Source organism: Gardnerella sp. c11Ua_71 (genome assembly GCF_055818025.1).
The window spans coordinates 343,115-368,166 of sequence record NZ_JARFVR010000001.1 but is presented as its reverse complement, the minus strand read 5'-3'; the positions used below and the strand labels follow the sequence as shown (position 1 = coordinate 368,166).

At 44.2% G+C, this 25,052-nt stretch carries 18 protein-coding genes and 2 tRNA genes; 17 read left to right on the top strand and 3 right to left on the bottom strand.

The window, feature by feature from the left end; all coding sequences use genetic code 11:
* Positions 1–298 precede the first annotated feature (298 nt).
* Positions 299–1,240, bottom strand: coding sequence for an AEC family transporter (locus tag P0106_RS01530; RefSeq protein WP_119676140.1), 942 nt, complete (start codon positions 1,238–1,240; stop codon positions 299–301).
* A 343-nt stretch (positions 1,241–1,583) separates the two neighbouring features.
* On the opposite strand from P0106_RS01530, the gene P0106_RS01525 reads away from it, so the two are divergent.
* The 12 genes from P0106_RS01525 to P0106_RS01470 all read left to right on the top strand — a co-directional run bounded on the left by P0106_RS01525 (position 1,584) and on the right by P0106_RS01470 (position 17,454).
* The gene (locus P0106_RS01525) at positions 1,584–5,060 is read left to right on the top strand and encodes an Rne/Rng family ribonuclease (RefSeq protein ID WP_473730351.1); all 3,477 of its coding nucleotides are present in this window, start codon (positions 1,584–1,586) and stop codon (positions 5,058–5,060) included.
* A 181-nt stretch (positions 5,061–5,241) separates the two neighbouring features.
* On the top strand, positions 5,242–5,550 hold the full coding sequence (gene rplU / locus P0106_RS01520; protein WP_004111933.1) for a 50S ribosomal protein L21: 309 nt from the start codon (positions 5,242–5,244) through the stop codon (positions 5,548–5,550).
* A gap of 33 nt (positions 5,551–5,583) precedes the next feature.
* A complete protein-coding gene (rpmA, locus tag P0106_RS01515; RefSeq protein ID WP_174190516.1) occupies positions 5,584–5,835 on the top strand; it encodes a 50S ribosomal protein L27 in 252 nt (83 codons plus the stop codon).
* 209 nt (positions 5,836–6,044) lie between these two features.
* Positions 6,045–7,709: a GTPase ObgE gene (obgE, locus tag P0106_RS01510; RefSeq protein ID WP_004111934.1), complete on the top strand. Its 1,665-nt coding sequence runs from the start codon at positions 6,045–6,047 to the stop codon at positions 7,707–7,709.
* Positions 7,710–8,855, top strand: a complete 1,146-nt coding sequence (gene proB, locus P0106_RS01505; protein WP_004118343.1) for a glutamate 5-kinase — start codon at positions 7,710–7,712, stop codon at positions 8,853–8,855.
* Between the two features lie 465 nt (positions 8,856–9,320).
* Positions 9,321–10,580, top strand: a complete 1,260-nt coding sequence (locus tag P0106_RS01500) for a pyridoxal phosphate-dependent aminotransferase (RefSeq protein WP_473730350.1) — start codon at positions 9,321–9,323, stop codon at positions 10,578–10,580.
* A 164-nt stretch (positions 10,581–10,744) separates the two neighbouring features.
* Positions 10,745–10,820, top strand: a tRNA-Trp gene (locus P0106_RS01495).
* Between the two features lie 38 nt (positions 10,821–10,858).
* A complete protein-coding gene (gene secE, locus P0106_RS01490; protein WP_004111941.1) occupies positions 10,859–11,074 on the top strand; it encodes a preprotein translocase subunit SecE in 216 nt (71 codons plus the stop codon).
* Positions 11,075–11,102: 28 nt separating this feature from the next.
* Positions 11,103–11,957, top strand: coding sequence for a transcription termination/antitermination protein NusG (nusG, locus tag P0106_RS01485; protein WP_004115950.1), 855 nt, complete (start codon positions 11,103–11,105; stop codon positions 11,955–11,957).
* Between the two features lie 485 nt (positions 11,958–12,442).
* Positions 12,443–13,852, top strand: a complete 1,410-nt coding sequence (locus P0106_RS01480) for a metallophosphoesterase (RefSeq protein ID WP_004115949.1) — start codon at positions 12,443–12,445, stop codon at positions 13,850–13,852.
* An 88-nt stretch (positions 13,853–13,940) separates the two neighbouring features.
* Positions 13,941–15,299, top strand: coding sequence for a UDP-N-acetylglucosamine 1-carboxyvinyltransferase (gene murA, locus P0106_RS01475; RefSeq protein ID WP_004111949.1), 1,359 nt, complete (start codon positions 13,941–13,943; stop codon positions 15,297–15,299).
* A 175-nt stretch (positions 15,300–15,474) separates the two neighbouring features.
* Complete coding sequence (locus tag P0106_RS01470) at positions 15,475–17,454, top strand: serine/threonine protein kinase (RefSeq protein ID WP_004111951.1); 1,980 nt, start codon at positions 15,475–15,477, stop codon at positions 17,452–17,454.
* Positions 17,455–17,504: 50 nt separating this feature from the next.
* Here the strand turns inward: P0106_RS01470 and P0106_RS01465 are convergent.
* Together P0106_RS01465 and P0106_RS01460 are read right to left on the bottom strand one after the other, a co-directional pair.
* Positions 17,505–17,577, bottom strand: a tRNA-Ala gene (locus P0106_RS01465).
* 163 nt (positions 17,578–17,740) lie between these two features.
* Positions 17,741–18,388, bottom strand: a complete 648-nt coding sequence (locus tag P0106_RS01460; protein WP_004137869.1) for a hypothetical protein — start codon at positions 18,386–18,388, stop codon at positions 17,741–17,743.
* 374 nt (positions 18,389–18,762) lie between these two features.
* Here P0106_RS01460 and P0106_RS01455 point away from each other — a divergent pair, with 374 nt between their 5' ends.
* From P0106_RS01455 to P0106_RS01435, 5 genes are all read left to right on the top strand, one after another.
* Entirely contained in the window at positions 18,763–19,443 is a 681-nt protein-coding gene (locus P0106_RS01455) for a DedA family protein (protein ID WP_004111955.1), read from the top strand.
* A 145-nt stretch (positions 19,444–19,588) separates the two neighbouring features.
* Positions 19,589–19,858, top strand: a complete 270-nt coding sequence (gene rpsO, locus P0106_RS01450; RefSeq protein ID WP_004111957.1) for a 30S ribosomal protein S15 — start codon at positions 19,589–19,591, stop codon at positions 19,856–19,858.
* A gap of 434 nt (positions 19,859–20,292) precedes the next feature.
* Entirely contained in the window at positions 20,293–23,037 is a 2,745-nt protein-coding gene (locus tag P0106_RS01445) for a polyribonucleotide nucleotidyltransferase (RefSeq protein WP_004115946.1), read from the top strand.
* 129 nt (positions 23,038–23,166) lie between these two features.
* Entirely contained in the window at positions 23,167–24,024 is an 858-nt protein-coding gene (locus P0106_RS01440) for an aldo/keto reductase (RefSeq protein ID WP_004111961.1), read from the top strand.
* Between the two features lie 54 nt (positions 24,025–24,078).
* Positions 24,079–25,044, top strand: coding sequence for a purine nucleoside phosphorylase YfiH/LACC1 family protein (locus P0106_RS01435; protein ID WP_004115943.1), 966 nt, complete (start codon positions 24,079–24,081; stop codon positions 25,042–25,044).
* The last annotated feature ends 8 nt before the right edge of the window (positions 25,045–25,052 follow it).

The window sequence follows — 25,052 nt, the reverse complement described above, 5'->3', positions numbered from 1 at the left end:
TGTGTTTAAGGGCTTATTGTGTTGTTTTGTGGATATTGTGTTTGGTGTAGAGTGCGCTCACGTTTTTGCCCGTGTTTGTTTCCAAAATCTCCAAATACGTAAACAATCTCGGGAAAATCGCTCGCGCGTTACAGCGCGCTCACGTCTTCGCCGCGCGTAAAGTCCACTGGACTTTACGTTTGAGCGGCTCAGCGCTCCGAATTGCCTTCGCGCGCTACGCTTTGAGCGCGAAGGCAGGTCTCGCGCTCATGTTTGTAGTCAGATTTGCTTAAATAGGGAACAAATGCGGGAGGATTAGTCACCCTAAAACTGCTGCGATTAACGCAATACAAATCGGACTCGTAACCGTAGAAAACAGGATTCCATCGCGCGCAAAACTCAAGCCAACATTGTATCTAGCAGCGTAATTGTACACGTTTTGACCAGTCGGAAGCGCCGCAAGCACAACACACGCGTAAAGAGTGGCACCTCGGAAACCCATAACAAAATAAGCCAATAAAAACGCAACAATTGGCATAATCAAGTTTTTTAAAATCGCAACTGTAGCAATCGCAGCGCGATTAGAATCCTTTTGTAGCGGCTTGCTGCCGTAAAGTGACATTCCAAAAGCCATCAAAATCATAGGAACCGCGGAATCGCCAATCATCTTAATCGGGTCATAAAGAAAATTCGGAACAGGGAAATATCCAACTTTTGCGGAAATTGCCGAAATAATAATTCCTCCAAGCGATCCGATTAAAAGTGGTTGCTTAAGCGGCTGTTGAGCAATGCGTTTAAGCGAGCACTTTCCAGTAGTTGTAACGTCTAAAACCGTTAGTCCAACAGGCGTAAAAACAGCTTGCTGCATAACTAAAATTGGGGCAACAAGCGCGGGATTTCCAAGAATATAAGTTGCAACAGGCAAGCCAATGTTGTTTGAGTTTAAGTAAAGCGAGTTAAGCGCGCCAATTGTGCAATCCGCAGCAGGAAGGTGGAAAAACAGGCGATTAAGCAGAATAAATGCAACGCCAACAATCATTGCGGAGAAAAACGCAACAAAAATTGACGAGTGAAAAATCTCAAAAATTGGCTCTTTTGCAAGGATTGCAAACATTAAACAAGGACTAGATACGAAGAAACTCACGCGATTAAGCACCATTTGTGCTTGCGATCCGCCGATGCGAAGACGCGCGGTTACGTATCCAGCGGCAATGACGATGCCAATTACGCAAAAGCCTTGCATAGCACTGATCAAACCCATGAAAACGATTTTAGCGCTGATTTTTGGATTGTGGGTAATGCGCAATCGACTTTTATTGGCGTATGTTACTTTTATTGGCGCATGTTATTTGACGTTGCAATATGGCATACTAGAAAACGGTGGCGCTGCAAGCCGCCAGAGCATTCGACGGCGTCGATCCCCTCACGTGATTTTCACGCATGATTTTGGGCGAGGCTGGTGTCCGCTGTCGTGCAGCTAGACTTTATTGATAGCCTTAGGGGTGGCTCGCATAAGCGTGTGCATTCTTCAGGCTAAGAGCGCGAAACTATTGCAGAGTTTCGCTAGGAGCATAGTGCCCAGAGTAACACGAGAAGGCTTCACCGTGCCCGAAGCCAATAATGATAAAAATGAAGATAAAAATCTTTCATTCGTAGCAGCAAATTCAAGCGCGAACGAATCTACTAACGCAGCTGACGAGCAAAGATCAGCAGCTGCATCAACTATTACATCACCCGTTACAGCAGGTGTTGTCAATGTGGTTTCAGGTTCGCAAGACGCATCGTCAAGCACAAGACGCAGAAGAGCTGGAAGACGCGTTGTAAGAGTTGCAGGAGCAGCTGGCGAATCGATGAAACTACACGTACAAGGCGGAAACGATTACAATACACGCTCTGAGGAAACTGAATCTGAAAGTGTTATTGAGCACCAAACTCCTGTAAGACCGATAACATCGCTACTTTTTCAGGAGCCTGTTTTACCTCATCGTTTGCCTGAAAACAATAGTCGTATGCGCGATTTAGATTACGACGATGATGCAAATGAAAGCGATAGAGAAAACAGTCGAGATGATTTAGACAAAGACAATAGTCGCAGTTCACGAAAGTTGCGTAAAACGCGTTCTGGTAGGAATGACAGGAAGAATCGTAATGAAGACGAGGATTTAAGTAGAGTACGTAGTCGCAAAAATCGCAATAATCGTGACAATTTTGACGATAACTATGATTCTGAATCTGAAGATGATACGCGTGTTATTCGTGTGCGTTCCAGAGTAAATCGCACAGATCGATCTAATCGTGCAAATCCTGAAGATTTAAACGAAATCGATAATAGGAGCGATAGCAGAATAAGTAGAAATAATCGAGATTATCTGGATAAGGATAGCTTGGATAAGTCTAACCTTGATAAAGATAATTTTGATAAGCCTAATCTTGACAAAGATAATGGTGACAAATATAGCGAGAATAACAATAATGGTCGTAAGAATCGTGACAATCAGGATAATTACGATGATCAAAATCATAGGAAGTCACGCAAGAATCGCCGACTAAACGCTGCCGAAAGACGCGCAGCTGCAGAAGTCGAGCAAATAGAAGAAGACCTTGAATACGACGACATAGTTTATTCTCCAATCGATGATGTAATCGACGAAAGAATTGAAAATAGTGTTGAGTCAGATAATGATATAGATTCTGAATCAACCCGCAAGTATGCAAAAACTTCTGATTTAGAAAATAATGATGATGAAGACGGAGAAATGATAACCCGTCGCCGTCGTCGTCGCAGACCGTCTCGCGCAGATAAGGAAGATAGGGCAGACAGGTCAGATAAGTCTGATAGATCAAGCCGTAGAACAACATCCGACCTATCTTCGGATGATTCTTCATACGCTGACGATTATGGCATAAACGAAATAGAAGTTTCTCAAGAAGACCGTGATTTAATTCCAGATCCAGACGAGTTGCGATCTCAAGATGACGAGGAAGTGTACACTCGTCGCCGTCGTCGTCGCAGGTCGAAATCTTCTGACGATTCATCTCAAGGTTCCTCAAGCTCACAAAGTTCGCAAAATTCACAAAGCACACAATCGCGTTTTGCGTCAATAGACTCCGATTCATCTAGTCGAAGATCTAGAAAACAGCAGTATATTGACGAGATTACGGATATTGAAGGTTCTACGCGACTTGAAGCCAAAAAACAGCGTCGTCGTGACAATCGCAGAGAGCGTAATCGTCAAAACTTGCTTATGGAGCAAGACTTTTTGGCAAGGCGTGAAAACGTTGACCGACTTATGGTTGTGCGTGAACGCGATCGTCACACGCAAATTTCTGTAATCGAAGACAATATTCTTGTAGAACACTATGTTTCTGATATTCAAGAAGTTGCAACCGTTGGGAATATTTACCTTGGTCGTGTACAAAATGTGCTGCCAAGCATGGAAGCAGCGTTCGTAGACATTGGTCAAGCCCGAAACGGCGTGCTTTACGCTGGCGAAGTCAACTGGGATACAACCCGATTAGAAGGACAGCCGCGAAGAATGGAGCTTGCGTTTAAGGCAGGAGACCCTGTTTTAGTGCAAGTTACTAAAGACCCTATAGGCCATAAGGGTGCGCGACTAACATCTCAAGTAACGCTTGCTGGTAGGTTCCTTGTGCTTGTTCCGTCTGGAGCTATGACGGGCGTAAGTCGCAAGCTATCCGACCGTGAACGCAGCCGACTTCGCGCAATCGTAAGCAAAATCGCGCCTAAAGACATGGGCATAATCATTAGAACCGCCGCAGATGGTGCTAGTGAAGATGCGATTGAAAAAGACCTTGAATCGCTTGTAAAACAGTGGGAACGAATCGAAGCGAAGCGAGAAGAGTTCTTGCACGGAAAGCGTCCAAAGCTTTTGCAAGGCGAGCCAGATGTGGCTATTCGCGTTGTTCGAGACATATTTAACGACGACTTCCAAAAGATGATTGTGGAAGGCAAGGGCGCGTATGACCGCATTTGTGAATACTTGGAGATGATGGCTCCTGATTTGCGCAGCAAGATTGAGTATTGGGATCCTGCTGAGCATGAAGGTAAAGACGTGTTCGACAAGTGGCAAATCGACAGCCAGCTTAGAAAGGGCATGGAGCGCCAGGTTTATCTTCCTGCAGGCGGTTCGATTGTTATTGACCGAACGGAGGCAATGACAACGATTGACGTAAATACGGGTCGTTTTATTGGTCGCGGAAAGTCGCTGGAAGAGACTGTGACTCGCTGCAATTTGGAAGCTTCCGAGGAGATTGCGCGACAGCTGCGACTTCGCGATATAGGCGGCATGGTTATGATTGATTACGTTGACATGGTTATGCCAGCGAACCGCGATCTTGTTTTGCGCCGTCTTGTTGAGTGTCTTGCGCGCGACCGCACAAAGCATCAGGTTGCGGAGGTTACATCTCTTGGTCTTGTCCAAATGACTCGTAAGCGTGTTGGACAGGGTTTGGTCGAGGCGTTTTCGGAGGAGTGCCCGACTTGCAAGGGTCGTGGGTTTATTCTTCACGACGAGCCGACTGTGTCTTCGGAGTATGCGGATCCTTACGCGCTTAAGGGCGGTGATCCGTTTATTAAAACCAATAAGCATGGTCATGGAAGTATTGCGGACCCTATGCCTGTGGTTAAACAGGAGTCCAGTGCGGATGTTCGCGCCAAATTAGCGCGTATTGCGGCTGCTGCAGCGTCGTCGGCTTTCTTGGAGGAGTCTTTGCGTAAAAGTGACGAAAAAGACGGTAACGATAATAAAGACGATAACGATAATGATGTGAATGCTGTAGTTGCAGATGACGTTGCTAATAATGGCGATGCAGGTGATAGTGTTGTTGACAGTGTTGACAGTGTTGACAGTGTTGACAGTGTTGACAGTGTTGACAGTGTTGACAGTGTTGACAGTGTTGATGAATCTTCGGTTGCTGGCGACTTTTCTGCAGCAGATGCGAGTAATGAATCTGCAGAAAGCAGTGAAGAATCGCAGGTAGTCGGGAAAATTGAGGAATCTGATGATTCGCAAGAATCTCAAGAATCCACAGAAAGCTCTCAAGAATCTAGTGAAAACTAAAAAATAAACGTAAAGTATACGGCTCGAGTACAATAATGTCTATTGCTTATTTCGACTTTATGAATTAAGACTTGACGTTAGTACAGGGGTCGGTGTAATTTTGATAGTCGGTGTCTTGCCGCAGGTTCAACGCTGCGCGTGAGGCAATAGTAAAGCTTTCAATTTAGCTAAGGAACGAATTATGTACGCGATTGTGAAGGCCGGTGGCCATCAAGAGAAGGTTGAGGTTGGAGACGCCATCCTCGTAAACCGTCTCGATGCAAAGAAGGGCGATACCGTGGAATTCCCGGTCGCGCTCGTTGTTGACGGTGCTAAGGTGACCTTAAGCGCTAAGGATCTTGCAAAGATCACAGTTAAGGCAGAAGTTCTTAACGACGAAGCTAAGGGTCCAAAGATTAGCATTATGAAGTATAAGAACAAGACTGGCGTGGCTCGCCGCAAGGGTCATCGTCAGAAGTTGACTCTCGTCAAGATCACGGCCATCGCCTGATTGACGGTGTTATAAACCTGAAAGGACAGCAAGATGGCACATAAGAAGGGTGCGTCTAGCTCGCGCAACGGTCGCGACTCACAGGCGCAATATCTTGGCGTTAAGAAGTTCGGTGGAGAAGCTGTTGTGGCTGGAAACATTATTGTTCGCCAGCGCGGCACCAAGTTCCATGCAGGACAGAACGTTGCTTTGGGTAAGGATCACACGCTGTACGCTTTGGTGGACGGCAATGTGAAGTTCGGCATTCGTCGCGATCGCAAGGTTGTAGACGTAGTTACCGTCTGAGTAACCCATTAATCTTCTAGCCGCACCCCGTTCGGTGCGGCTTTTTTGTTTTTGCAAATCTGGCGAGTATTGACGTTTTTTGTTGTTGATTTTGGCGTTTTGAGCTACAAAATCGGGAAATGATCTTGTGTTTGTTTCCAAGATCGACCAAAACGTAAACAAACGCAGTCAAATCTGGCGAGTATTGAGCATCAAGTAAGGTAAAAGTTATGAGCGATTTTGTAGATCGAGTAACGGTACACGTTAAAGGCGGCGACGGCGGCAACGGATCCGCAGGCGTGCGCAGAGAAAAATACAAGCCACTTGCAGGTCCAAATGGCGGAAATGGCGGAAATGGCGGAAGCGTTATATTCGTAGCCGATCGCAACGCTAACAGCCTACTCGACTACCGATTCATGCCACATCGCGTAGCGCAGAGTGGCACAATGGGTTTAGGTGATACAAAGGACGGCTCCAAAGGAGAAGACCTTATGTTGCCAGTGCCAGTCGGAACCGTAATTTTTGAGGCGAAGGGTGCATCGGGCGCGCAAAAAAAGCCAGGCAACGTTTTGGCTGATTTGCAACATGTAGGCGACACATTCGTAGTCGCAGCAGGAGGTGCTGGAGGCCTTGGAAACGCCGCTCTTGCCAATAAAACTCGCCGCGCTCCAGGTTTTGCACTACTAGGTGAACCTGGCGAAGAACGAGACGTAATCCTAGAACTAAAGTCGATAGCAGACGTCGCGCTAGTGGGCTTCCCGTCTGCAGGAAAGTCAAGTCTTGTAGCTTCAATCAGCGCTGCAAAACCAAAAATCGCAGATTATCCGTTTACAACGCTTGTTCCAAACCTTGGTGTGGTCAGCTTTGGTGAATACCGCTACACAATCGCAGACGTGCCAGGATTGATCCCAGGAGCTTCCGAAGGAAAAGGGCTTGGGCTAGAATTTTTGCGCCACATTGAGCGCACGGAAATAATCGCCCACGTAATCGACTGCGCAACGCTTGAACCCAATCGCGATCCAATCAGCGATTATAAGGCTTTGGAACACGAGCTTTCGCAATACGCAAACAAGTTGGATTTGCCGCTTGGAGCGATTCCGATTCCAGAGCGTCCGCGAATTATTGTGCTAAACAAGATTGATGTGCCAGAGGCAAAAGAGTTGGCAGAATTTGTGCGAAGCGACTTTGAAAAAATGGGCTTTCCAGTTTTTGAGATTTCTACTGCGTCTCACGAAGGCTTGAAAGAGCTTGGTTTTGCGCTTGGAAAGATGGTGGCTAGTATGCGCGAAAAGCTTGCTGAGCAAGAGGCAGCGCGAGAAGAAGAGCGAGTTGTTATTCAGCCGCTTGAACAGCCAGCATTGAGACGACGCAGAGATGATGGCCGCGGAAGTGCTAGCGACTTTACAATCGAGCGCGAAGAAGACAAAAATGGCGACTTTTGGTTTACTGTTACGGGCGCTAAGCCAGAGCGTTGGGTTGTGCAAACAAACTTCGACAACGATGAGGCAGTTGGCTATTTGGCGGATCGCTTAGCAAAACTTGGTGTAGAAGACGAGTTGCGCAAGAAGGGTGCACGTCCAGGAGACGAGATTAGGATTGGTCGCGGAAACCGCATGGTTTGCTTCGACTGGGATCCAAGCATTGCAGCAGGTGCGGAAGGTTTGGACGGCGCTAGCTTGGGTGCGCGTGGAAAAGACTTGCGACTTGAAGCAAATGACCCTAGAGGTGCAAGGCGCACGAATGCGGAGCGCAGACGCGATTATCACATGATGATGGATGCAAAGAGCGCTGTGAGAGATGCGATGATGGCGGAGCGAAAGCAAGGTCATTGGGCAGATCCATCGGTAGATGACGACAAACACGATGAGCAGAGTTTATTTGGACGTGGTGAGTAAATGATTAATAAGGCAGTTGAGCCTACCGAAGATGAGATTCGGCGTTCAATTAGCAATGCGAACACAATAGTCGTAAAAGTTGGCTCTAGCTCGCTTACAGACTTATCTGGTCATTTAGACGTGCAAAAATTACGTGCTCTTGTTACGGCTATTAGCCGTGCTCAAATGTCTGGAGCTAATGTAGTTTTAGTATCTTCTGGTGCTATCGCAGCGGGATTTGGACTACTTGGTTTTAATGAACGTCCTAAAGATGTGCCTACTCAGCAAGCAACAGCATCAGTTGGACAAGGCTTGCTCATGTACCAATATGAGTCAGCATTTGCGGAATTCGGCATAAGAGTAGGGCAAATGCTACTAACGGCAGACGTTACTATAAGTCCTTCGCGTTACCGTAATGCCCAACGCACAATGCTTAGGCTGCTGGAATTAGGCGTTGTGCCAATCGTAAACGAAAACGACGCTCTGTCTAGCAACGAAATACGTTTTGGTGATAACGATAGGCTTGCGGCGCTTGTGGCGAACATTGTGCGAGCAGATGCGCTGGTTCTTTTAACAGATGTTGACGCGCTTTACACGGCTCCGCCTAGCGAACCAGATGCTAAGCGGATTAGTTTTGTTCCCGATGTTACGCGCGCGCTAGACGATGTTAAAGTTGGCTCCAGCATTTCGGGTGTAGGCACAGGCGGAATGATAACCAAAATGGATGCGGCGCACGTTGCTGCTGTTTCTGGAATCCCAACGCTTTTGACATGTGCTAGTAACGCGGAGGGCGCACTATCGGGGAAAGCAGTTGGAACCGTGTTCGCGCCACTAAATTCGCGCGCGTCTTCCAGAAGACTTTGGATTGGTTTTGCGTCTAATCCACATGGCTCGATTATTGTAGATTCTGGTGCAGCTGCAGCCGTTCGAGGAGGGAAAGCAAGCCTGCTGGCTGCTGGAATCGTAGGGGTTGCTGGTGACTTTTCTGCAAGTGATCCAGTGTGGATTGATGATGAGCATGGTAATCATTTAGCCAAAGGGCTAGTTGCATTTGATTCAGATGAGATACCGCAGGTAATGGGTCTTACAACAGATGATTTAGAGGCGACTTTGGGGCGGCAATACGCGCATCCTGTGGTGCATCGCGACAATCTTGTGCTTTTATAATCTTCTACTTGCTAATCGATTTGCATGTGCGCTTAAAATTACGCCAAGCAAGGTAGAGATTCGAGATTTTTCGCAGCGAGCGAGGTGAGCCTCAGCGCCGAAGGTGGTGACTCGCCGAGAGAGCAAGAAAAATCGAGAATCTCGGTGATTAAGTGGTACGCAATTGTTAAGACTCGTAAGAGGGCTGGGTGATTCTTGGTCGAACAGTATAAGAGCGGCAGCCGATACCAAATAATCCAATGAGTCACCACTACAAACGAACTTCAACCCAAAAACAAAATTAAAGACAAAACGGAACAACCGCAACAACAGACTACACGTAATAGGCGGAGCGTTGTGAGACAAGAAACACCCAGCCCTCCCACAACGCTAAATAGGAAGCAGCTCTGGTCGAAAAAGAAACAAAATCGGGAAATAACGTGTAATGGTTAAACTGTAAGTATGGCAGAAAATATCGCAGCAAATATGGCAGAAAACGAGTTGCAAATCGCAGCAAACGTATCAAACTCTCAATGGCGCTCTATGAGCAATCGCATTAACAAAGTGGCACCGAGTGCAACGCTTGCTGTAGATGGCAAAGCAAAAGCAATGAAAGCCGCAGGAATCGACGTTATTAGCTTCGGCGCAGGCGAACCTGATTTTCCAACGCCGCTCTACATTGTTGAAGCCGCAGCCGCCGCATGCAAAGACCCAAAAAACTACAAGTACACGGCTACAGCTGGTCTTCCAGAGCTTCGCGAGGCGATTGCGCGCAAAGTCAAGCGCGATTCTGGCTACGATGTTTCCCCAAATCAAGTTGTTGTAACGAATGGCGGCAAACAAGCTGTTTACGAAGCATGCCAGATTTTGTTAAACGATGGCGATGAAGTTATAATCCCAGCGCCATATTGGACAAGCTACCCAGAGGCAGTAAAACTTGCAGGTGGCGTGCCTGTGCCTGTTATGTCTGGCGCGGATCGCGGTTTTGAGCCAGATATTGAGGCGATTGAGGCGGCTCGTACCCCACGCACGCGTGCGATTATTGTAACTTCGCCTTCTAATCCAACAGGCGCTATTTGGAGCGCACAAACGATTCGCGCGATTGGCGAATGGGCTATAAAACACCATATTTGGGTGCTTTCCGACGAGATTTACGAGCACTTGCATTACGACGGCGTAAAAACGTCGTATATTGGCGTAGAAGTGCCAGAAGTGCGCGACCAGCTGCTTGTTTTGAACGGTGTTGCTAAAACGTACGCAATGCCAGGTTGGCGTGTTGGCTGGATGGTTGCGCCGCTTGATGTCGCAAAAGCTGCGATTAAGCTTCAAAGCCACATGACGTCTAACGTTTCCAATATTTCACAGCGAGCAGCTCTTGCAGCGGTTGGTGGGACCTTAGATGAAGTTGCAAAAATGCGTGATTCCTTCGATGCTCGTCGCAAGGCTATTGTGCAGGCGTTAAACGATATTGATGGCGTGACTTGCCCTCTTTCGCACGGCGCTTTCTACGCGTTTGCAAACGTTGAGGCACTGCTTGAGTGCCCGATGGGCAAGGATTCTAAGATTCCAGGCACGTCGTCTGTGCTTGCGCAAATGCTACTTGATGAAGCGCATGTTGCCGCTGTTCCTGGAGAGGCTTTTGGTGCGCCTGGTTACTTGCGATTCTCGTGTGCTTTAGCAGATAGTCAGCTTGCCGAGGGCATGAGGCGTATGAAGCAGTGGATTGAAGGCGGCAGCGCGTTTTAAAGGCGCCAGCGCGTTGTTTACGCGCGCAAAAGTCGCCAGCAACCGCGCGTTTAGCGACACTCGCTAATCATAATAAAACCCTTAAATCTTGCCCTTCCGCTAACATATCTATTTGGCGGTTTTGCCAAGTCAATCTTTTTAAGGTATGATTAGCAAGTTCACCTAGGGATGTGGCGCAATTGGTAGCGCAACGGTCTCCAAAACCGTAGGTTGTGGGTTCGAGTCCCGCCGTCCCTGCCAGTTTTATTGTTAACAATTTTCAAACGAAGGATTCAAGCATGGCCAAGGCAAAAGAGAAGAAGCCGAATTTGTTCATGCGTATTGGCATGTTCATTAAGCAAACTATTGATGAGACTCGCAAAGTCGTTGCTCCTCACGGCAAGGAATTGTTTGCTTGGTCAGCTTCCGTGTTTATTTTTGTTATTTTCTTGATGGTTTTCGTCACTGTTATGGACTTCGGTTTGGGTAAGTCTGTTATGTGGCTGTTTGGCTGATTTCAACGAATTTTGAGGGTGTGCGAATATGACTGACGAGTTGAATCTCGAAAATGTTGATTCTGTGAATGATTTTGCGGATTTTGACGCAGCTGATATTTCGGTTGATGCTGCAAATGTTGAGAACGCAGATGCTGCAGATACTGTTGTCGTAGAAGATGCTTCTGAAAATAGTGAAAACGTAGCTGGTGAGACCGAGTCTCCTGCTGAGCCTGCTGAAACGGTTGCTGGCGATTCTTCCGCTGCGCAAGAAGTTGATCCTACAGATGCTGGTGCTGCCGCTGTTGCGGAATTCTCTAAGACTTTGCGCACTCTTGAAGGCAAGTGGTACGTTCTCCACACCTATTCTGGCTACGAGAAGCGCGTTAAAACTAACGTTGAATCTCGTGTACAAAGCTTTGGTTTGGAAGATAAGATTTTCCAGATTGAAGTGCCAATGGAAGAGGTTGAAAAGCACACCGACAAGGGTAAGAAGGTTATTACCCGCGTTCGCGTCCCGGGATATGTGCTTATTCGTATGTGGCCAGATGAGAATGCTCGTCGTATTGTGCGCGAAACTGAAGGCGTTACTGGTTTTGTTGGCCCATCTAAGGAGCCTGCTCCTCTTAGCCGTAAGGAAGTTATCGATATGATGGCTCCTATGATTGCGTCTGAGGCTTTGAAGAAGGCTGGAGATAAGCCTGCTGCGGCTCGTAAGCGTACCGTTGAGGTGGCTTACAAGGTTGGCGATCAGGTTACAGTTACCGATGGTCCATTTGCGACTATGGCTGCCGTGGTATCGGATGTGGATCCTACAACGCAGAAGCTTACGGTTCTTGTTTCTATCTTTGGTCGCGAAACTCCTGTGGAGCTTGGATTTAACCAGGTAGAGCCTATTGTTTGATTTTTAATGCGCGTTTTGTGATTGTTGCGCGTATCTGATTTTATCAGTGCATAAGTCGGGGTGTGGTGTTTGCTGCATCCCGACTTTTGTTTTGTTTTTTTTTGGGGGGGGGGGGGGAGAATAATCCGTAATTTTGTAATGTAATTTTTTATAATGTAATCAAAAACCCCGAGCTATTAACCCGGGGTTATGAAAGAGAAGAGAAGAAGAGAGGTTCAGTTATTAGTTCTTGCAAATCATTCGTTATGTTGATTTGCTTTTTCCTTGATGTCTCTATAATAGGCATCCTTTACTTAAGACAAAGATGTTATTGCCTGTGAATTACCTGAAAATCTTGTAAAAAATCTCTACGTTTCGCCATTTTTGTGTATATTTCTTTATTTTTCTGTAGTTCGAGTGCAGTCTTAATAATTTAGCGTTAAATTCTTTGAATTTTGTTAAATCTTTTGTTGATACTGTTCTCTGATGTGCCGTATGCTTGAATCATGTCAGAAATTGCAGAATCTACGAATAGCGATGAGTCTAAAGTTTTACCCACTTCTGAATCGGCTAATTCTTCTGAATCGGCTAATTTGCCGATGTCTATTTCTGCACGATTAGGTAAATTGCAATTCCATCTTTCTGGCAAATTTCGTGTTTTGCAGTTTGCAGATGTTCAGGATGCTCCAAAAATTAGCAAAGATACAATTAGGCTTATAGAGTCCGCTTGTGATGCTGTTAAGCCAGATATTGTGATTTTTACGGGTAATCAAATTGCTGGATATGTTAAAGATTTTGCGGATACATTTGTACGCAGACGCTGGTCTTCGGAGGCTTTCGACTCTTCCTCAGGACGATTTTCTGATAATTACTCGCCTAAGGATGAGTCGTATGCAGAAAAACTAGATGCAACGCGAAAAAAAGTTATTGAGCACATTAAGCGTATGGTGCAGCCTTTGGAAGATCGTTCAATTCCATGGGCGCTGACTTACGGAAACCATGATTTTCAATGTGGGTTAAGCAATGAAGAATTGGATTCTTTGTATCAAGAGTTTAAGGGTTGCATGAACCGTTCTTCGCAAAACAAGTCGAATAATTATGATTCTTCTAGTTGCAATGTTGCAGCTTTGCAATCCACTAAATGCATATTGCCAAATCAAATTATTTTTCCTTGTGAAGCTGGTACGTTTGCGCTTCCAGTTATGGATGTGAATCAGGAAAATGTTGTATTTTCATTAGTTTTGGTTAATTCTGGAGACTATGAGAAGAGTGGAGGTTATGGGAAACCTTCGGATAAGGCACTTGATTTTTTGAGAAATTTGCCAAAGTTATCGCCTCCAAAATTCTGTGTTTTCCAGCATTTTCCTCTTCCTCAATACTATGGTTTAATGCGTGAAGTTTCTAAAGATTATGCGTCTCAGGAACATGCAATCGAGGGGTACAGGCGTTTTGCTGGAAAATATTACGCGTTAGACGATAATCGCGTTTTGCCAGATGGTTATCTTGGAGAAGGTGTGAGTTGCCCAGATAAAGACAGTGGGGAATATGATATTTTGCAAAAGATTGGCACTTTCGCTTTCTGCGCAGGGCATGATCACAGAAACGCGTTTGCTGGACGTTGTAAAGATTCGGATATGCTACTTATGTCTACTGCAACGTGTGGTTTTGGATCTTATGGGCCAGCTGCATCTAAATGTGGTGCAAGACTTATCGAATTTGACATACGTCACCCATACGAGCCTAGAACGCAAATGCTTGAATTTGGTGATTTAGTTGGAAAACCTTCGTCTAAAAAGGCGTATACTTATGGTCTAAACGCGGATTGCGATCACGATTTGCCAGAAGTAGATTTATTGCAAAAACCTTCGCTTTTTGCAAGGCTATTGAGAAGATGGCGGTCTCGCGCAGCAAAGTAGCTTGGTTAATGCTCGAATTGGTATGTGTTATTGGCACGCATGTCGGTATTATAGTGATTAGTTTTAGTTGCAAACGAAAGAGGTAAATGTGTCTGCGCATAATACGGCTGAACAGAACGAAAGTGGCATTGACGCTGCAGACGTTTTGCATGTAGAAGGTGGCAAGCCGCTTAACGGAGCTATTAAAGTTCGTGGTGCAAAAAACTTTGTTAGTAAAGCAATGGTTGCAGCTTTGCTTGCTCCTGGGAAATCCGTGTTAAAGAATGTTCCAGAAATCAGAGATGTTCACGTTGTTTCTGATTTGCTGCGTTTGCATGGAGTAAACGTAGATGTTGATGGCGCTGCAGGCGTTGTTAGTATTGACGCAAGCAACGTTCAGCTTGCTGATGTTGCAGACGTAGATACATTATCAGGATCTTCGAGAATACCTATTCTCTTCTCTGGTCCGCTTCTTCACAGACTTGGTGAGGCTTTTATCCCAGCTTTAGGTGGGTGCAATATTGGAGGGCGTCCAATAGATTTCCATCTTGAAACTTTGCGTAAACTTGGTGCGAATGTAGATAAAGATCATGAGGATGGTATTCATATTACTGCTCCTAACGGCTTGCATGGCACTAAAATTCATCTACCTTATCCATCGGTTGGTGCCACTGAGCAAACTCTTCTTGCAGCCGTGCTTGCAGAAGGTAAAACAGAGCTTTCGGGTGCTGCAATTGAGCCAGAAATTATGGATTTGGTGGCTGTTTTGCAGAAAATGGGCGCTATTATTTCTGTAGACGTTGATCGCACATTTAGGATTGAGGGCGTTGATAAGCTTCAAGGCTACAATCATACGGCTTTAACAGATAGGATTGAGGCAGCATCTTGGGCTTCTGCTGCGCTCGCAACTCATGGTGACGTGTTTATTAAAGGGGCTACTCAGCCAGAGATGATGACCTTCTTAAACGTGTTCCGTAAAGTTGGTGGTCAGTTTGACGTTACGGATAACGGTATTCGCTTCTGGCATCCGGGTGGTGATTTGCATCCTGTTGCTATTGAAACCGATGTTCATCCTGGTTTTATGACTGATTGGCAGCAGCCTCTTGTTGTTGCTTTAACGCAGGCTAAAGGTTTGAGTATTGTTCACGAAACTGTTTATGAAAATCGTTTTGGCTTTACAAAACCGCTTGTTCAAATGGGCGCTATGATTCAGTTGTATCGCGAGTGCTTAGGTTCTCTTCCTTGCCGATTCCAGCAGCGAAATTACAAGCATTCTGCTGTGATTTTTGGTCCGACGCCTCTTACTGGTCAAGATATTGATGTTCCTGATTTGCGAGGCGGTTTTAGTCATCTTATTGCGGCTCTTGCAGCTAAGGGTCCATCTAACGTTAAGGGTATTTCGCTTATTGACCGTGGTTATGCAGATTTCCGCGGTAAGTTGACTGCTCTTGGCGCGGATATTGATTGAGCAATTTGAGTAATTTGGGCGATTTGAGCAATGTGGATAACTTTTCCCTTATTTTTCTAGGGTTTTGATGGCTTTGGTACACATTGTTCTATAAGTATTTTCAATACGCAAATTAGTCTATAAAGTTTGCAGCACAGGATTATTGTCATTTTGATTTTATGAAAGTGCGGCAAATATGGTTTGTGTGGGCGGAAGATATCAGATTCTCGGAAAACTTGGAGCTGGAGGAACATCTACTGTTTATCTTGCGGTAGATAATGTTCTTCATAAGCAGTGGGCTATAAAAGAAACTGCTACTGATTTTGATGACGATAAAAAAGCCTTGATTTTGCAGTCTTTGCGCGCAGAAGTTGAGGTTTTAAATCATTGCAATCATCCTTCTATACCTAGAATTGTTGATTTTTTTGAGGAGAATGGCAGAGCATACGCTGTTCGCGACTATGTTGACGGATTTTCTTTAAAATCAATGATTTTACAAGAAGGTGTTATGAGTCCTGCCGAAGTGTGTAATTTAGGTATACGATTGTGTGGCTTATTGCAATATCTTCATTCACTTAATCCTTCTATTGTTTATTGTGATTTAAAACCATCTAACATTATGCTTGGTGCGGATTCAAAAGTTTATTTAATTGACTTTGGATCTGCATTAGAAATTAAAAATAAAGATGGTGTGTTGGTGCAACCAAGCAGATTTAAACAAGATGCGCGTTTTGCTACTCGTGGATTTGCTGCTCCAGAACTTTTTAAGCCTGAATCCAAAATAGGCGTTTTTACTGATGTGTATTCTCTTGGTGCTACATTGTGGTTTGCTCTTACGGGTAAATGTTTTTCTGATAATAAGACTATAGACTCAGAAAACTCAGAGCATTATGATGCTACAAAGCACTTTACTAATTTCGACTTAGCTGATGGTGGTTTTGCTAACGATCTTCAAGCTGTTTTAATGCGCGCCATGTTAGAAAATCCTTTGGAGCGTTATGCGGATTGTAAAGAATTTGCTCAGTCGTTAGAGGATTGCTTAGAAAATTATTTAGGAGACAATTTAGATTCTGGCGTAGAGGGTATAGAAAATATCAGGTCGCGTGTAAATCATTATAAGAATAATCGTCGTGATAAACGTAAGAGTAGTCGTAGGAGTATGCGTAAAAATACTCATAAAAAGAGTGGTAGGAATAGTTATCGAAATATTGTAATCAAAATTATTTGCTGCATACTGATGGTTGTTGTTGGCTGCTTTTTGATAGGAACATCATTGCATTCTTTAACATCAAATAGTCAAATAAGTAGTCGAAAAAATGATTATGTGCAACTGACTCGTAACAATGATGAAAAAAGAAACAAGAATGCTATAGAGAAAATAAGTGATGTTGAAAAATATAAAAACTACATGAGAACAGCGGCAAAATCAGTGGATTCTAAGCAGGTGATTCAAAATGTTAATCAAGCCATGCGATTGCAAATAAAACTTTTTAATGCAAATATTCAGCCGCTTTCCATTCAACCAATACTCAGACTTTTAGTGCATCAAATTGAAGATTTTCGGTGGACTCTTGATGAAAGAGAAGATTTTACAGCGTTGATTAATGAGTATAAAAACACGCTTAAAAAATCTGAAGATTGGTATGAACTGTGCTTATCTGTGGGTAAAGCATATTGGTATTATAGCGTTGAAAATGGGGAAGAAGTTAGTGATTCAAATAGAAAAACTCGCATAACAGCAGCATCTGAATGGTTTAAAGAAGCGTTAAAAGGTGTTAAATCAAGAGACTATGAGTTGGCATCAATGTATTATTCGATTGGAAGTGAGTATTTAGGCTTTGCATCTTATGCGGAAGGAAAATACAAGCCGCAAAATGTTGATTATATTACGAAATTGCATAATTTTATTGAAAATGCTAAGAAAAATCAGAACGAGATTGTAAAAATAGATGCGTGTGAACTTGTTTTTAATTCGCTAAAATCGTGGATTAGTTTATTTAAGTCTTATGCTGTTAGTCAAGATAGTATTGAAAATATTTTTGACGACGCGTTAGATTTAGCGCGATCTATAAAGTCGCAAAATAAAAACGTTGACAATAGAGTTAAGCAAATAATGAGCCAAGCAGATCCGTTAATTGATTCAATTGAAAATATATTTGACAATGGCGGCGCTTAGGATTTGCAAAGAAAAAGCCCACTGCGGTGGAATGAATGCAGTGGGCTTAGTGGAGCTAATGGTAATCGAAACCACGACCTCTTCGATGCGAACGAAGCGCTCTACCAACTGAGCTATAGCCCCATTGTTCTACAACAACTCTGCACACTGTACTACAAGGTGCGTAAAAGTACAATGCTAAACCGGTATGGAGTGTTGCAAAAAACGTTTAAATGTCAATAATAATGCGCCTAATGCTTATTTGTATTTTCATATAGTGCACACATTTAGTATGCATATGTGGAAGCTACATTGCTGTCATAAATCCGCCAAAAATCACCACAAGAATCGCTAAGACTTCAATAGTATAGAACATTATAAATGATGCCCAGCTGCAAGTCAGCACATTTAAGCGTGATGTTTTAGGCACTATTACAAGTAGTCCTACGAATAAAACAGCGTATACAGCAACGCCAAATCCTGCAGATATTATTCCAAGGTTTGCTGCATTAGCTAGTCCAGCTGCAGACCCATAAACGACGTATGTTGAGTACCAAAAGCTTAGTCTTAGCAAGCATAAGCCGCTTATAAATTGTTCAATCGTTAGAAAAATAACGAATAAAAATCTCCACAGCCATTTTTTAGACTCTATTAATGCCATTGCTAGTGTTGTAGCTGTTGCAACGGTTGTAACCCATGCTATAAACACAACGCCTTGTGGTGTTAAACCAGAATAATGTTGAACAACCCATGAAGTGTGTTGTACTGCTAATGTTCTACCTATCCAATATGGAATGACTATTGCTGCTAGAAGCACTGCAAAGTAGAGTATCCAGCGTTTAGGATTAGAGTGACGTTTGGAAATATCTGCTATCGATAGCTCAGATTCCAATTCGTTAGGTGATCCAAGTGTTTTATCTGCGTTAGCATCAGTGTTTGCTTTACGCTGATCCATCTTTTGCCACTCTCCTTTAAACGCGTTAAACACTTTAAAGCTAGATCAAATTTGTAATATCAAATTCTCAATGACTACATTACCAGCAAAATAAAATATACGCGAAAAACGCCTGATTGTTTGTAAAAAATCTCGAATCGTTAGCTTGTTAATCAGCTTGTTAATCATGTTTAATCGTTAGTCTGTGTTGCGTGTGCACGGTAAGTGCGCTAACGTTCTTGGTTTTGTAGTCAAATATCGGTTTTAAGGAAACAAATTCAGGATTCAAATCATAATCTCATAATCTAAAGCGTGCAATATAATTGTTAATCCGCGCAAAATGCGTGCATAAAAAGTGCAACACGGCACTACAAAACAGGATTTTAGGTATTCTTATGGGATTTATTCATTTTATTCTTAATCTTCTTAAAGACCCGCGTTCAGCTATAGCTGGTTGGATTGCTATGGGTACAGCTCCTGCTTTGGGATTGATATTCTTAATCATTTTTATTGAAACAGGCGTTGTGTTTTTCCCATTTTTGCCTGGAGATTCTTTGCTTTTTGCAGCAGGATTCTTTGCTGCTCCAGATTCGCAAACTGGTAAAAGTTCTCTTCCGCTTATGCTTTTGCTCGCGGTTGTGTGGATAGCACCTATTGTTGGCGACCAGTGCAATTATTTCATCGGACACTTTTTCGGCAGAAGAATTGTTGAATCTGGTAAAGTTAAGGCATTGACTCCAGAACGCGTTGCTAAAACAGAGAAGATGATTGATAAATGGGGTCCTCTTGCTGTGTTTTTAGGTAGGTTTTTCCCGTTTATACGAACTTTTATGCCTTTTATTTCGGGTATTTCTGGAATGCGTTGGACTCGTTTTACTCCTTTCTCGATTCTTGGTGGAGTGGTATGGTCGTCGCTTTTTACAATGCTCGGATATTTCTTCGGCAATATTCCTTTTGTTCAGAAGAATTTTGAGCTTGTTATAGTGGCGATTCTGCTGATTTCTCTTGTACCAACGTTTATTGGACTTTATAAAGCTCATGCTGCTAACAAAGCTAAGAAATGTTTGGAGAAGTAGGGTATTAGTAGAATTACGAGTATTCAATCGAATTAATCTTGTTAACACGTTGTTGTAGAATTAACACTTGGCGTGTAACGCCCGCGGATTGAGAGCGCTGCATCATAAGGTTGCAGCACCGCGCAGTGATATTAAGGAGGACGCCGTGGCATTGACGGCTGAAGATAAGAAGAGCATCATCAACGAATACGCGACACATGAGGGTGACACGGGTTCCCCAGAGGTCCAGGTTGCTTTGTTGAGCAAGCGTATTGCTGACCTTACTGATCACTTGAAGGAGCATAAGCATGATCACCACTCTCGTCGTGGTATGATGCTCATGATTGGTGATCGTCGTCGTCTTCTTGATTATTTGAAGCGTGTAGACATCAACCGTTATCGTTCTTTGATCGATCGACTCGGATTGCGTCGATAAGTCTTTTTTGCCCGGGCATAAGCTCGGGCTTTTATATTTTCATGATGAATATTTTCATTATGTATTTATCGGGTTTATCGGTTTTAGTGGGTTTGAAGTAGAATAGAAAAGCTTGAATTAAATCTATTAGTTTTAAACAGACTTATAGTGTCTAATTTGTAGAGTTATAGAAAAACTATAGAAAATATTGTAGAGACTTATATTTTTGGATTTTAGAATTTAGGATTCATAAGATTTATAACTGAAGATTTAGAAGCATAATTGAATATGGATGATTGAAGTAGCCGAAACAAAAAACACTACGAAAAGAAACATTGGCATATGCGAATTTGCAAATTCGCGTGGATGTTAGAGGTAAACAAATAACAAAAGCGAAGTTGTCAATGTTATTACGCATGTTGGTTGATTAGGTAAGTTAAGAAAAGGAGGAACCCGTGGAGGGTCCCGAAATTAAGGCTGTAGAAGCCGTTATTGATAATGGTTCATTTGGAAAGCGTACGCTACGCTTTGAAACTGGTCGCCTTGCTCAGCAAGCAGACGGTGCTGTTGCCGCATATTTGGATGATGATTCCATGATTTTGTCTACGACGACTGCAGGATCTAGTCCAAAGGAAAATTACGACTTCTTCCCATTGACTGTTGATGTGGAAGAAAAAATGTATGCTGCTGGAAAGATTCCAGGATCTTTCTTCCGTCGTGAAGGCCGTCCTTCTAACGAAGCAACATTAGCGTGCCGTATTATTGACCGCCCATTACGCCCATTGTTCCCACACACTTTGCGTAACGAAGTGCAAGTTGTTGAAACAATTTTGGCAATTAATCCAGATGATGCATACGATGTTATTGCTTTGAATGCTGCATCTGCATCTACTATGATTTCTGGATTGCCATTTGAAGGCCCAGTTTCTGGTGTGCGTTTGGCTTTGATTGATGGTCAGTGGGTTGCTTTCCCACGTTGGAGTGAGCGCGAGCGTGCAGTATTTGAGATTGTTGTTGCTGGTCGTGTTATTGAAAATGGCGATGTTGCTATTGCAATGATCGAAGCTGGCGCTGGCAAGAACGCTTGGAATTTGATCTATAACGAGGGTCAAATCAAGCCAGATGAGGAAGTTGTAGCTGGTGGTTTGGAAGCTGCAAAGCCTTTTATTAAGGTTATTTGCGACGCTCAGAATGAGTTGAAGCGTATTGCAGCTAAAGAAACCAAGGAATTCCAGCTGTTCCCAGAATACACTGACGAACTTTATGCAAGAATCGATGAGATTGCTCATGCTGATTTGAACGAGGCTCTTTCTATTGCTGAAAAGCTCCCACGCCAAGATCGCATTGCTGAAATTAAGGAAGGCGTGCGTGCTGCAATCGCAGAAGAGTTTACTGATATGGACGATGAGGAGAAGGAAAAGGAACTTGGTAACGCCTTCAAGGAGTTGCAGCGCCAGATTGTTCGTCGTCGTATTTTAACGGAAGATTATCGTATTGATGGCCGCGGTTTGCGCGATATTCGTACTCTTAGTGCCGAAGTAGATATTGTTCCTCGCGTTCATGGTTCTGCGCTATTCCAGCGTGGTGAAACCCAGATTTTGGGCGTAACTACTTTGAACATGCTTAAGATGGAGCAGCAAGTGGATGCGCTTTCTGGTCCGCAGACTAAGCGCTATATGCACAATTACGAAATGCCTCCATATTCCACTGGTGAAACTGGTCGCGTTGGATCTCCAAAGCGTCGCGAGATTGGTCATGGTGCTTTGGCTGAGAAGGCTTTGGTGCCAGTTTTGCCAAGTCGTGAAGAGTTCCCATACGCTATTCGTCAGGTGTCTGAAGCTATTGGTTCTAACGGTTCCACTTCTATGGGATCTGTTTGCGCGTCTACGCTTTCTTTGCTTGCAGCTGGTGTGCCTTTGAAGGCTCCAGTTGCTGGTATTGCTATGGGCTTGGTTTCGGGAGACGTGGATGGAAAGCATATCTTCAAGACTTTGACCGATATTCTCGGCGCAGAAGACGCCTTTGGAGATATGGACTTCAAGGTTGCTGGTACTTCCGAGTTCATCACTGCTTTGCAGCTTGACACTAAGCTTGATGGCATTCCAGCCGATATTTTGGCTGCCGCTTTGCAGCAGGCTCACGAAGCTCGTGCAACGATTCTTGAAGTTATCAACGAGTGCATTGATTGCCCAGCTGAGATGAGCCCATTTGCTCCACGCATTATCACAACTACGATTCCTGTAGATAAGATTGGTGAAGTAATCGGACCTAAGGGCAAGATGATTAACCAGATTCAAGAAGAAACTGGTGCCGAGATTGCCATTGAAGATGATGGTACTGTTTATATTTCTTCTGAAGGCGGCGAAGCTGCTCAGAAGGCGAAGGAAATCATCGACTCTATTGCAAATCCTCGTATTCCAAAAGCTGGTGAAACTTTTACTGGCAAGGTTGTTAAGACAACGAGCTTTGGTGCTTTCGTAAACTTGACTCCTGGAAGTGACGGATTGCTGCATATTTCTCAGATTCGTAACCTTGCTAATGGCGAGCGCATTGATACTGTTGAAGATGTGCTTAAGGAAGGCGATAACGTAGAAGTAATCGTACAAAGCGTGGATGAGCGCGGTAAGATTTCTTTGGCTATTCCAGGTTTTGAGAATCAGGAATCTTCTGCTCCAGCGCCTCGCGAAAACCGTGGTCGCGCTCCTCGCGAAGATCGTGATGATAGGGATGATCGCAGAAGCGATCGCCGACGCGCTCCACGTGACGATAGGGATGATAGGGGCGATAGGGATGAGCGCCCTCGCCGCCGTAATGTTCGTGATGATCGTGATTCGCGTTATGACGATAGGAATGATCGAAACGATAGAAGCGATCGTTCTGACCGTTATGAGGATCGTTCTTCCAGAAGGGATGATCGCAGGGATAATCGTTACGATAACAACGATTTTGAAGATCGTCCTCGTCGACGCGCTCCACGTGAAGATCGTTATGATGATAGGGATGATCGCAGGGATAATCGCGATGATCGCCATGAAGATAGGTCTGCTCATCGCAATGCCGATCGTCGTGGAAACGACCGTAATCCACGTTACGCAGCTGATGACGATCACTATGATGAGTATCGCGCGTCTCGCGAAGAGCGTTCTGAGCGCCCTCGTCGTAGGATCCGTCGCGATTTTGACCCGTTTGACGAGGATTAATCTTAAGTCAAATAGATGAACGCACAAAAGCGTAGTCGCATAAAATAAAAATAATTCTAAATGCCTTCAAGTAGCTTTTGCACTTGGGGGCATTTTAAAACGGCTTAAAATAAGGGAAATATTAATATTATGGATCGCACTTTAGGGTCATTTAAAACCACTTCTATTGGTTTTGGTGAAATGCCATTGACGATTGAAAACAATCTTGGACACGATATGGGTATCGAAACTATTCATGCAGCTCTTGATGCAGGCTGCACTCATATCGATACAGCATGGGCATACTATTGTTCTGGCGGCGAGGAACAAACTGGAGAAAAGCTTGTTCGCGAAGCTTTAGAAAGTTGGAATGGAGACAAGTCCTCTATTTTAGTTGCAACAAAAGTCGGACACTTCCGCAACTTTACTGACGGACGACCAACATGGGGTAAAGATGGTAAGCCAGAGCATTTGATTGCGCACGCTAAAGAGTCAGCAATGGCTCTTGGCGTAGATACGATTGATTTGCTTTACTTCCACAGGCCAGATCCAGAAGTTCCATACAATGAGTCGATTGAAGCAATGCAACAGCTGCTCGATGAAGGAGTTGCGCGCGAAATTGGCATTTCTAACGCATCTGTTGAGCAGATTGACATTGCGCGCGGAATTCTTGGAGAAAAGCTTGTGGCTGTGCAAAACCAGTATTCTCCAGTGCATTTAGAGAATGAAGACACGTTGCAATATTGCAAGCAGCTTGGAATTGCGTTTGTTTGCTGGAGTCCTCTTGGAGGGTTCCGTCACCCATATGACGAGCATCTTTTTGACCCATTCCGCAAAGTGGCAGATGCTCATAAAGTTAGCTATCAGCAGGTTGTTTTGGCTTGGGAGCTTGCTAAGGGAAATAACGTTTTTGTTATTCCAGGCGCTCATAGACCAGCTACAATATTGGATAGTCTAAAAGCTGCGGATTTGCAGTTAAGCGATGAAGAATTAGCTTATTTGGGCTAACTTTTACGGCAAATAACTTGTTACAGCAAATAAAACAAAACGAAAGCGAATAATATGCAGGAAACTAGCGTAGCAGGAATGCCACTTGCTCATGAAGACGAGCATGGGTTGCCAATTCCAGTGACAATTCCAGTGCCATTGGGATCGCACGCTCACGCCGTTTTTACAACACGATTAGGTGGCATTTCCGAAGGTGATTTTGCGTCGCTTAACCTAGGTGGCAAAGCTGGCGACGATGCTAAAGCTGTGTTTAGCAACCGTTGTGCTTTGCAAAATACTCTTAAAGCCGACTTGTGTCTTGTTAGCCAAGTGCATGGAAATAGCGTATTTGATGCAGATTCAATAGTTGATTCGTGGAACACTCAGTACGGTTTCGATGCAACAGGTTTTGCAGATTCAAAAGTGCGAATTGAGGCTGATGCGCAAGTTTCAACAGCATGCTCACTCGCTTTAGGAATGTTTGCTGCAGATTGCCTACCAGTTTTACTTGCCGATAGTGAATCTGGAGTAATAGCTGCAGCGCATTGCGGACGAAAAGGCTTAATGGCTGGAGTACTTGATTCTACCATTGAAGCAATGTGTGAAAAAGGAGCCGAACGCTCGAATATAACAGCTGTTCTTGGACCATGTATTTGTGGCGATTGCTATGAAGTTGGCGAAGAAATAGCTAGCGACTTTGAACGCAGATATCCACAGACTGCAACGCAAACGCGTTTTGGTGGAGTGGGAATTGATATTGCTGAAGCTGCCCGCATTGATTTAGCGCTGGCAGGAGTTGCAAACGTTGTTGACGCTTTGCCGCGAGTTACAGCTGCAACTCAATATTTGGCAGAAGACGAAGAATTGAGTACAGTTTGCGATGTTGATTGCGAAGGTGGAACGCTGAAAAGTCGCCTTCAGGCGTTGCAAAACCCAATGTGCACGTTGGAAAATCCACTCTGGTATTCTCATAGACGCGCAGGTCTTGCTGGAAAATCACATGAAGGACGATTGCTTGCACTTATAGTCAAAGATAAGTAAAAAGCAAA

Bases quoted from the DNA above. Each gene is read 5' to 3' on its own strand.
- P0106_RS01460 (WP_004137869.1), bottom strand. From the start codon at position 18,388: ATGGATCAGCGTAAAGCAAACACTGATGCTAACGCAGATAAAACACTT.
- P0106_RS01500 (WP_473730350.1), top strand. From the start codon at position 9,321: ATGGCAGAAAACGAGTTGCAAATCGCAGCAAACGTATCAAACTCTCAA.
- secE (WP_004111941.1), top strand. From the start codon at position 10,859: ATGGCCAAGGCAAAAGAGAAGAAGCCGAATTTGTTCATGCGTATTGGC.
- rpmA (WP_174190516.1), top strand. From the start codon at position 5,584: ATGGCACATAAGAAGGGTGCGTCTAGCTCGCGCAACGGTCGCGACTCA.
- proB (WP_004118343.1), top strand. From the start codon at position 7,710: ATGATTAATAAGGCAGTTGAGCCTACCGAAGATGAGATTCGGCGTTCA.
- P0106_RS01455 (WP_004111955.1), top strand. From the start codon at position 18,763: ATGGGATTTATTCATTTTATTCTTAATCTTCTTAAAGACCCGCGTTCA.
- obgE (WP_004111934.1), top strand. From the start codon at position 6,045: ATGAGCGATTTTGTAGATCGAGTAACGGTACACGTTAAAGGCGGCGAC.
- P0106_RS01530 (WP_119676140.1), bottom strand. From the start codon at position 1,240: ATGGGTTTGATCAGTGCTATGCAAGGCTTTTGCGTAATTGGCATCGTC.
- P0106_RS01470 (WP_004111951.1), top strand. From the start codon at position 15,475: ATGGTTTGTGTGGGCGGAAGATATCAGATTCTCGGAAAACTTGGAGCT.
- P0106_RS01435 (WP_004115943.1), top strand. From the start codon at position 24,079: ATGCAGGAAACTAGCGTAGCAGGAATGCCACTTGCTCATGAAGACGAG.
- P0106_RS01480 (WP_004115949.1), top strand. From the start codon at position 12,443: ATGTCAGAAATTGCAGAATCTACGAATAGCGATGAGTCTAAAGTTTTA.
- rplU (WP_004111933.1), top strand. From the start codon at position 5,242: ATGTACGCGATTGTGAAGGCCGGTGGCCATCAAGAGAAGGTTGAGGTT.
- nusG (WP_004115950.1), top strand. From the start codon at position 11,103: ATGACTGACGAGTTGAATCTCGAAAATGTTGATTCTGTGAATGATTTT.
- P0106_RS01440 (WP_004111961.1), top strand. From the start codon at position 23,167: ATGGATCGCACTTTAGGGTCATTTAAAACCACTTCTATTGGTTTTGGT.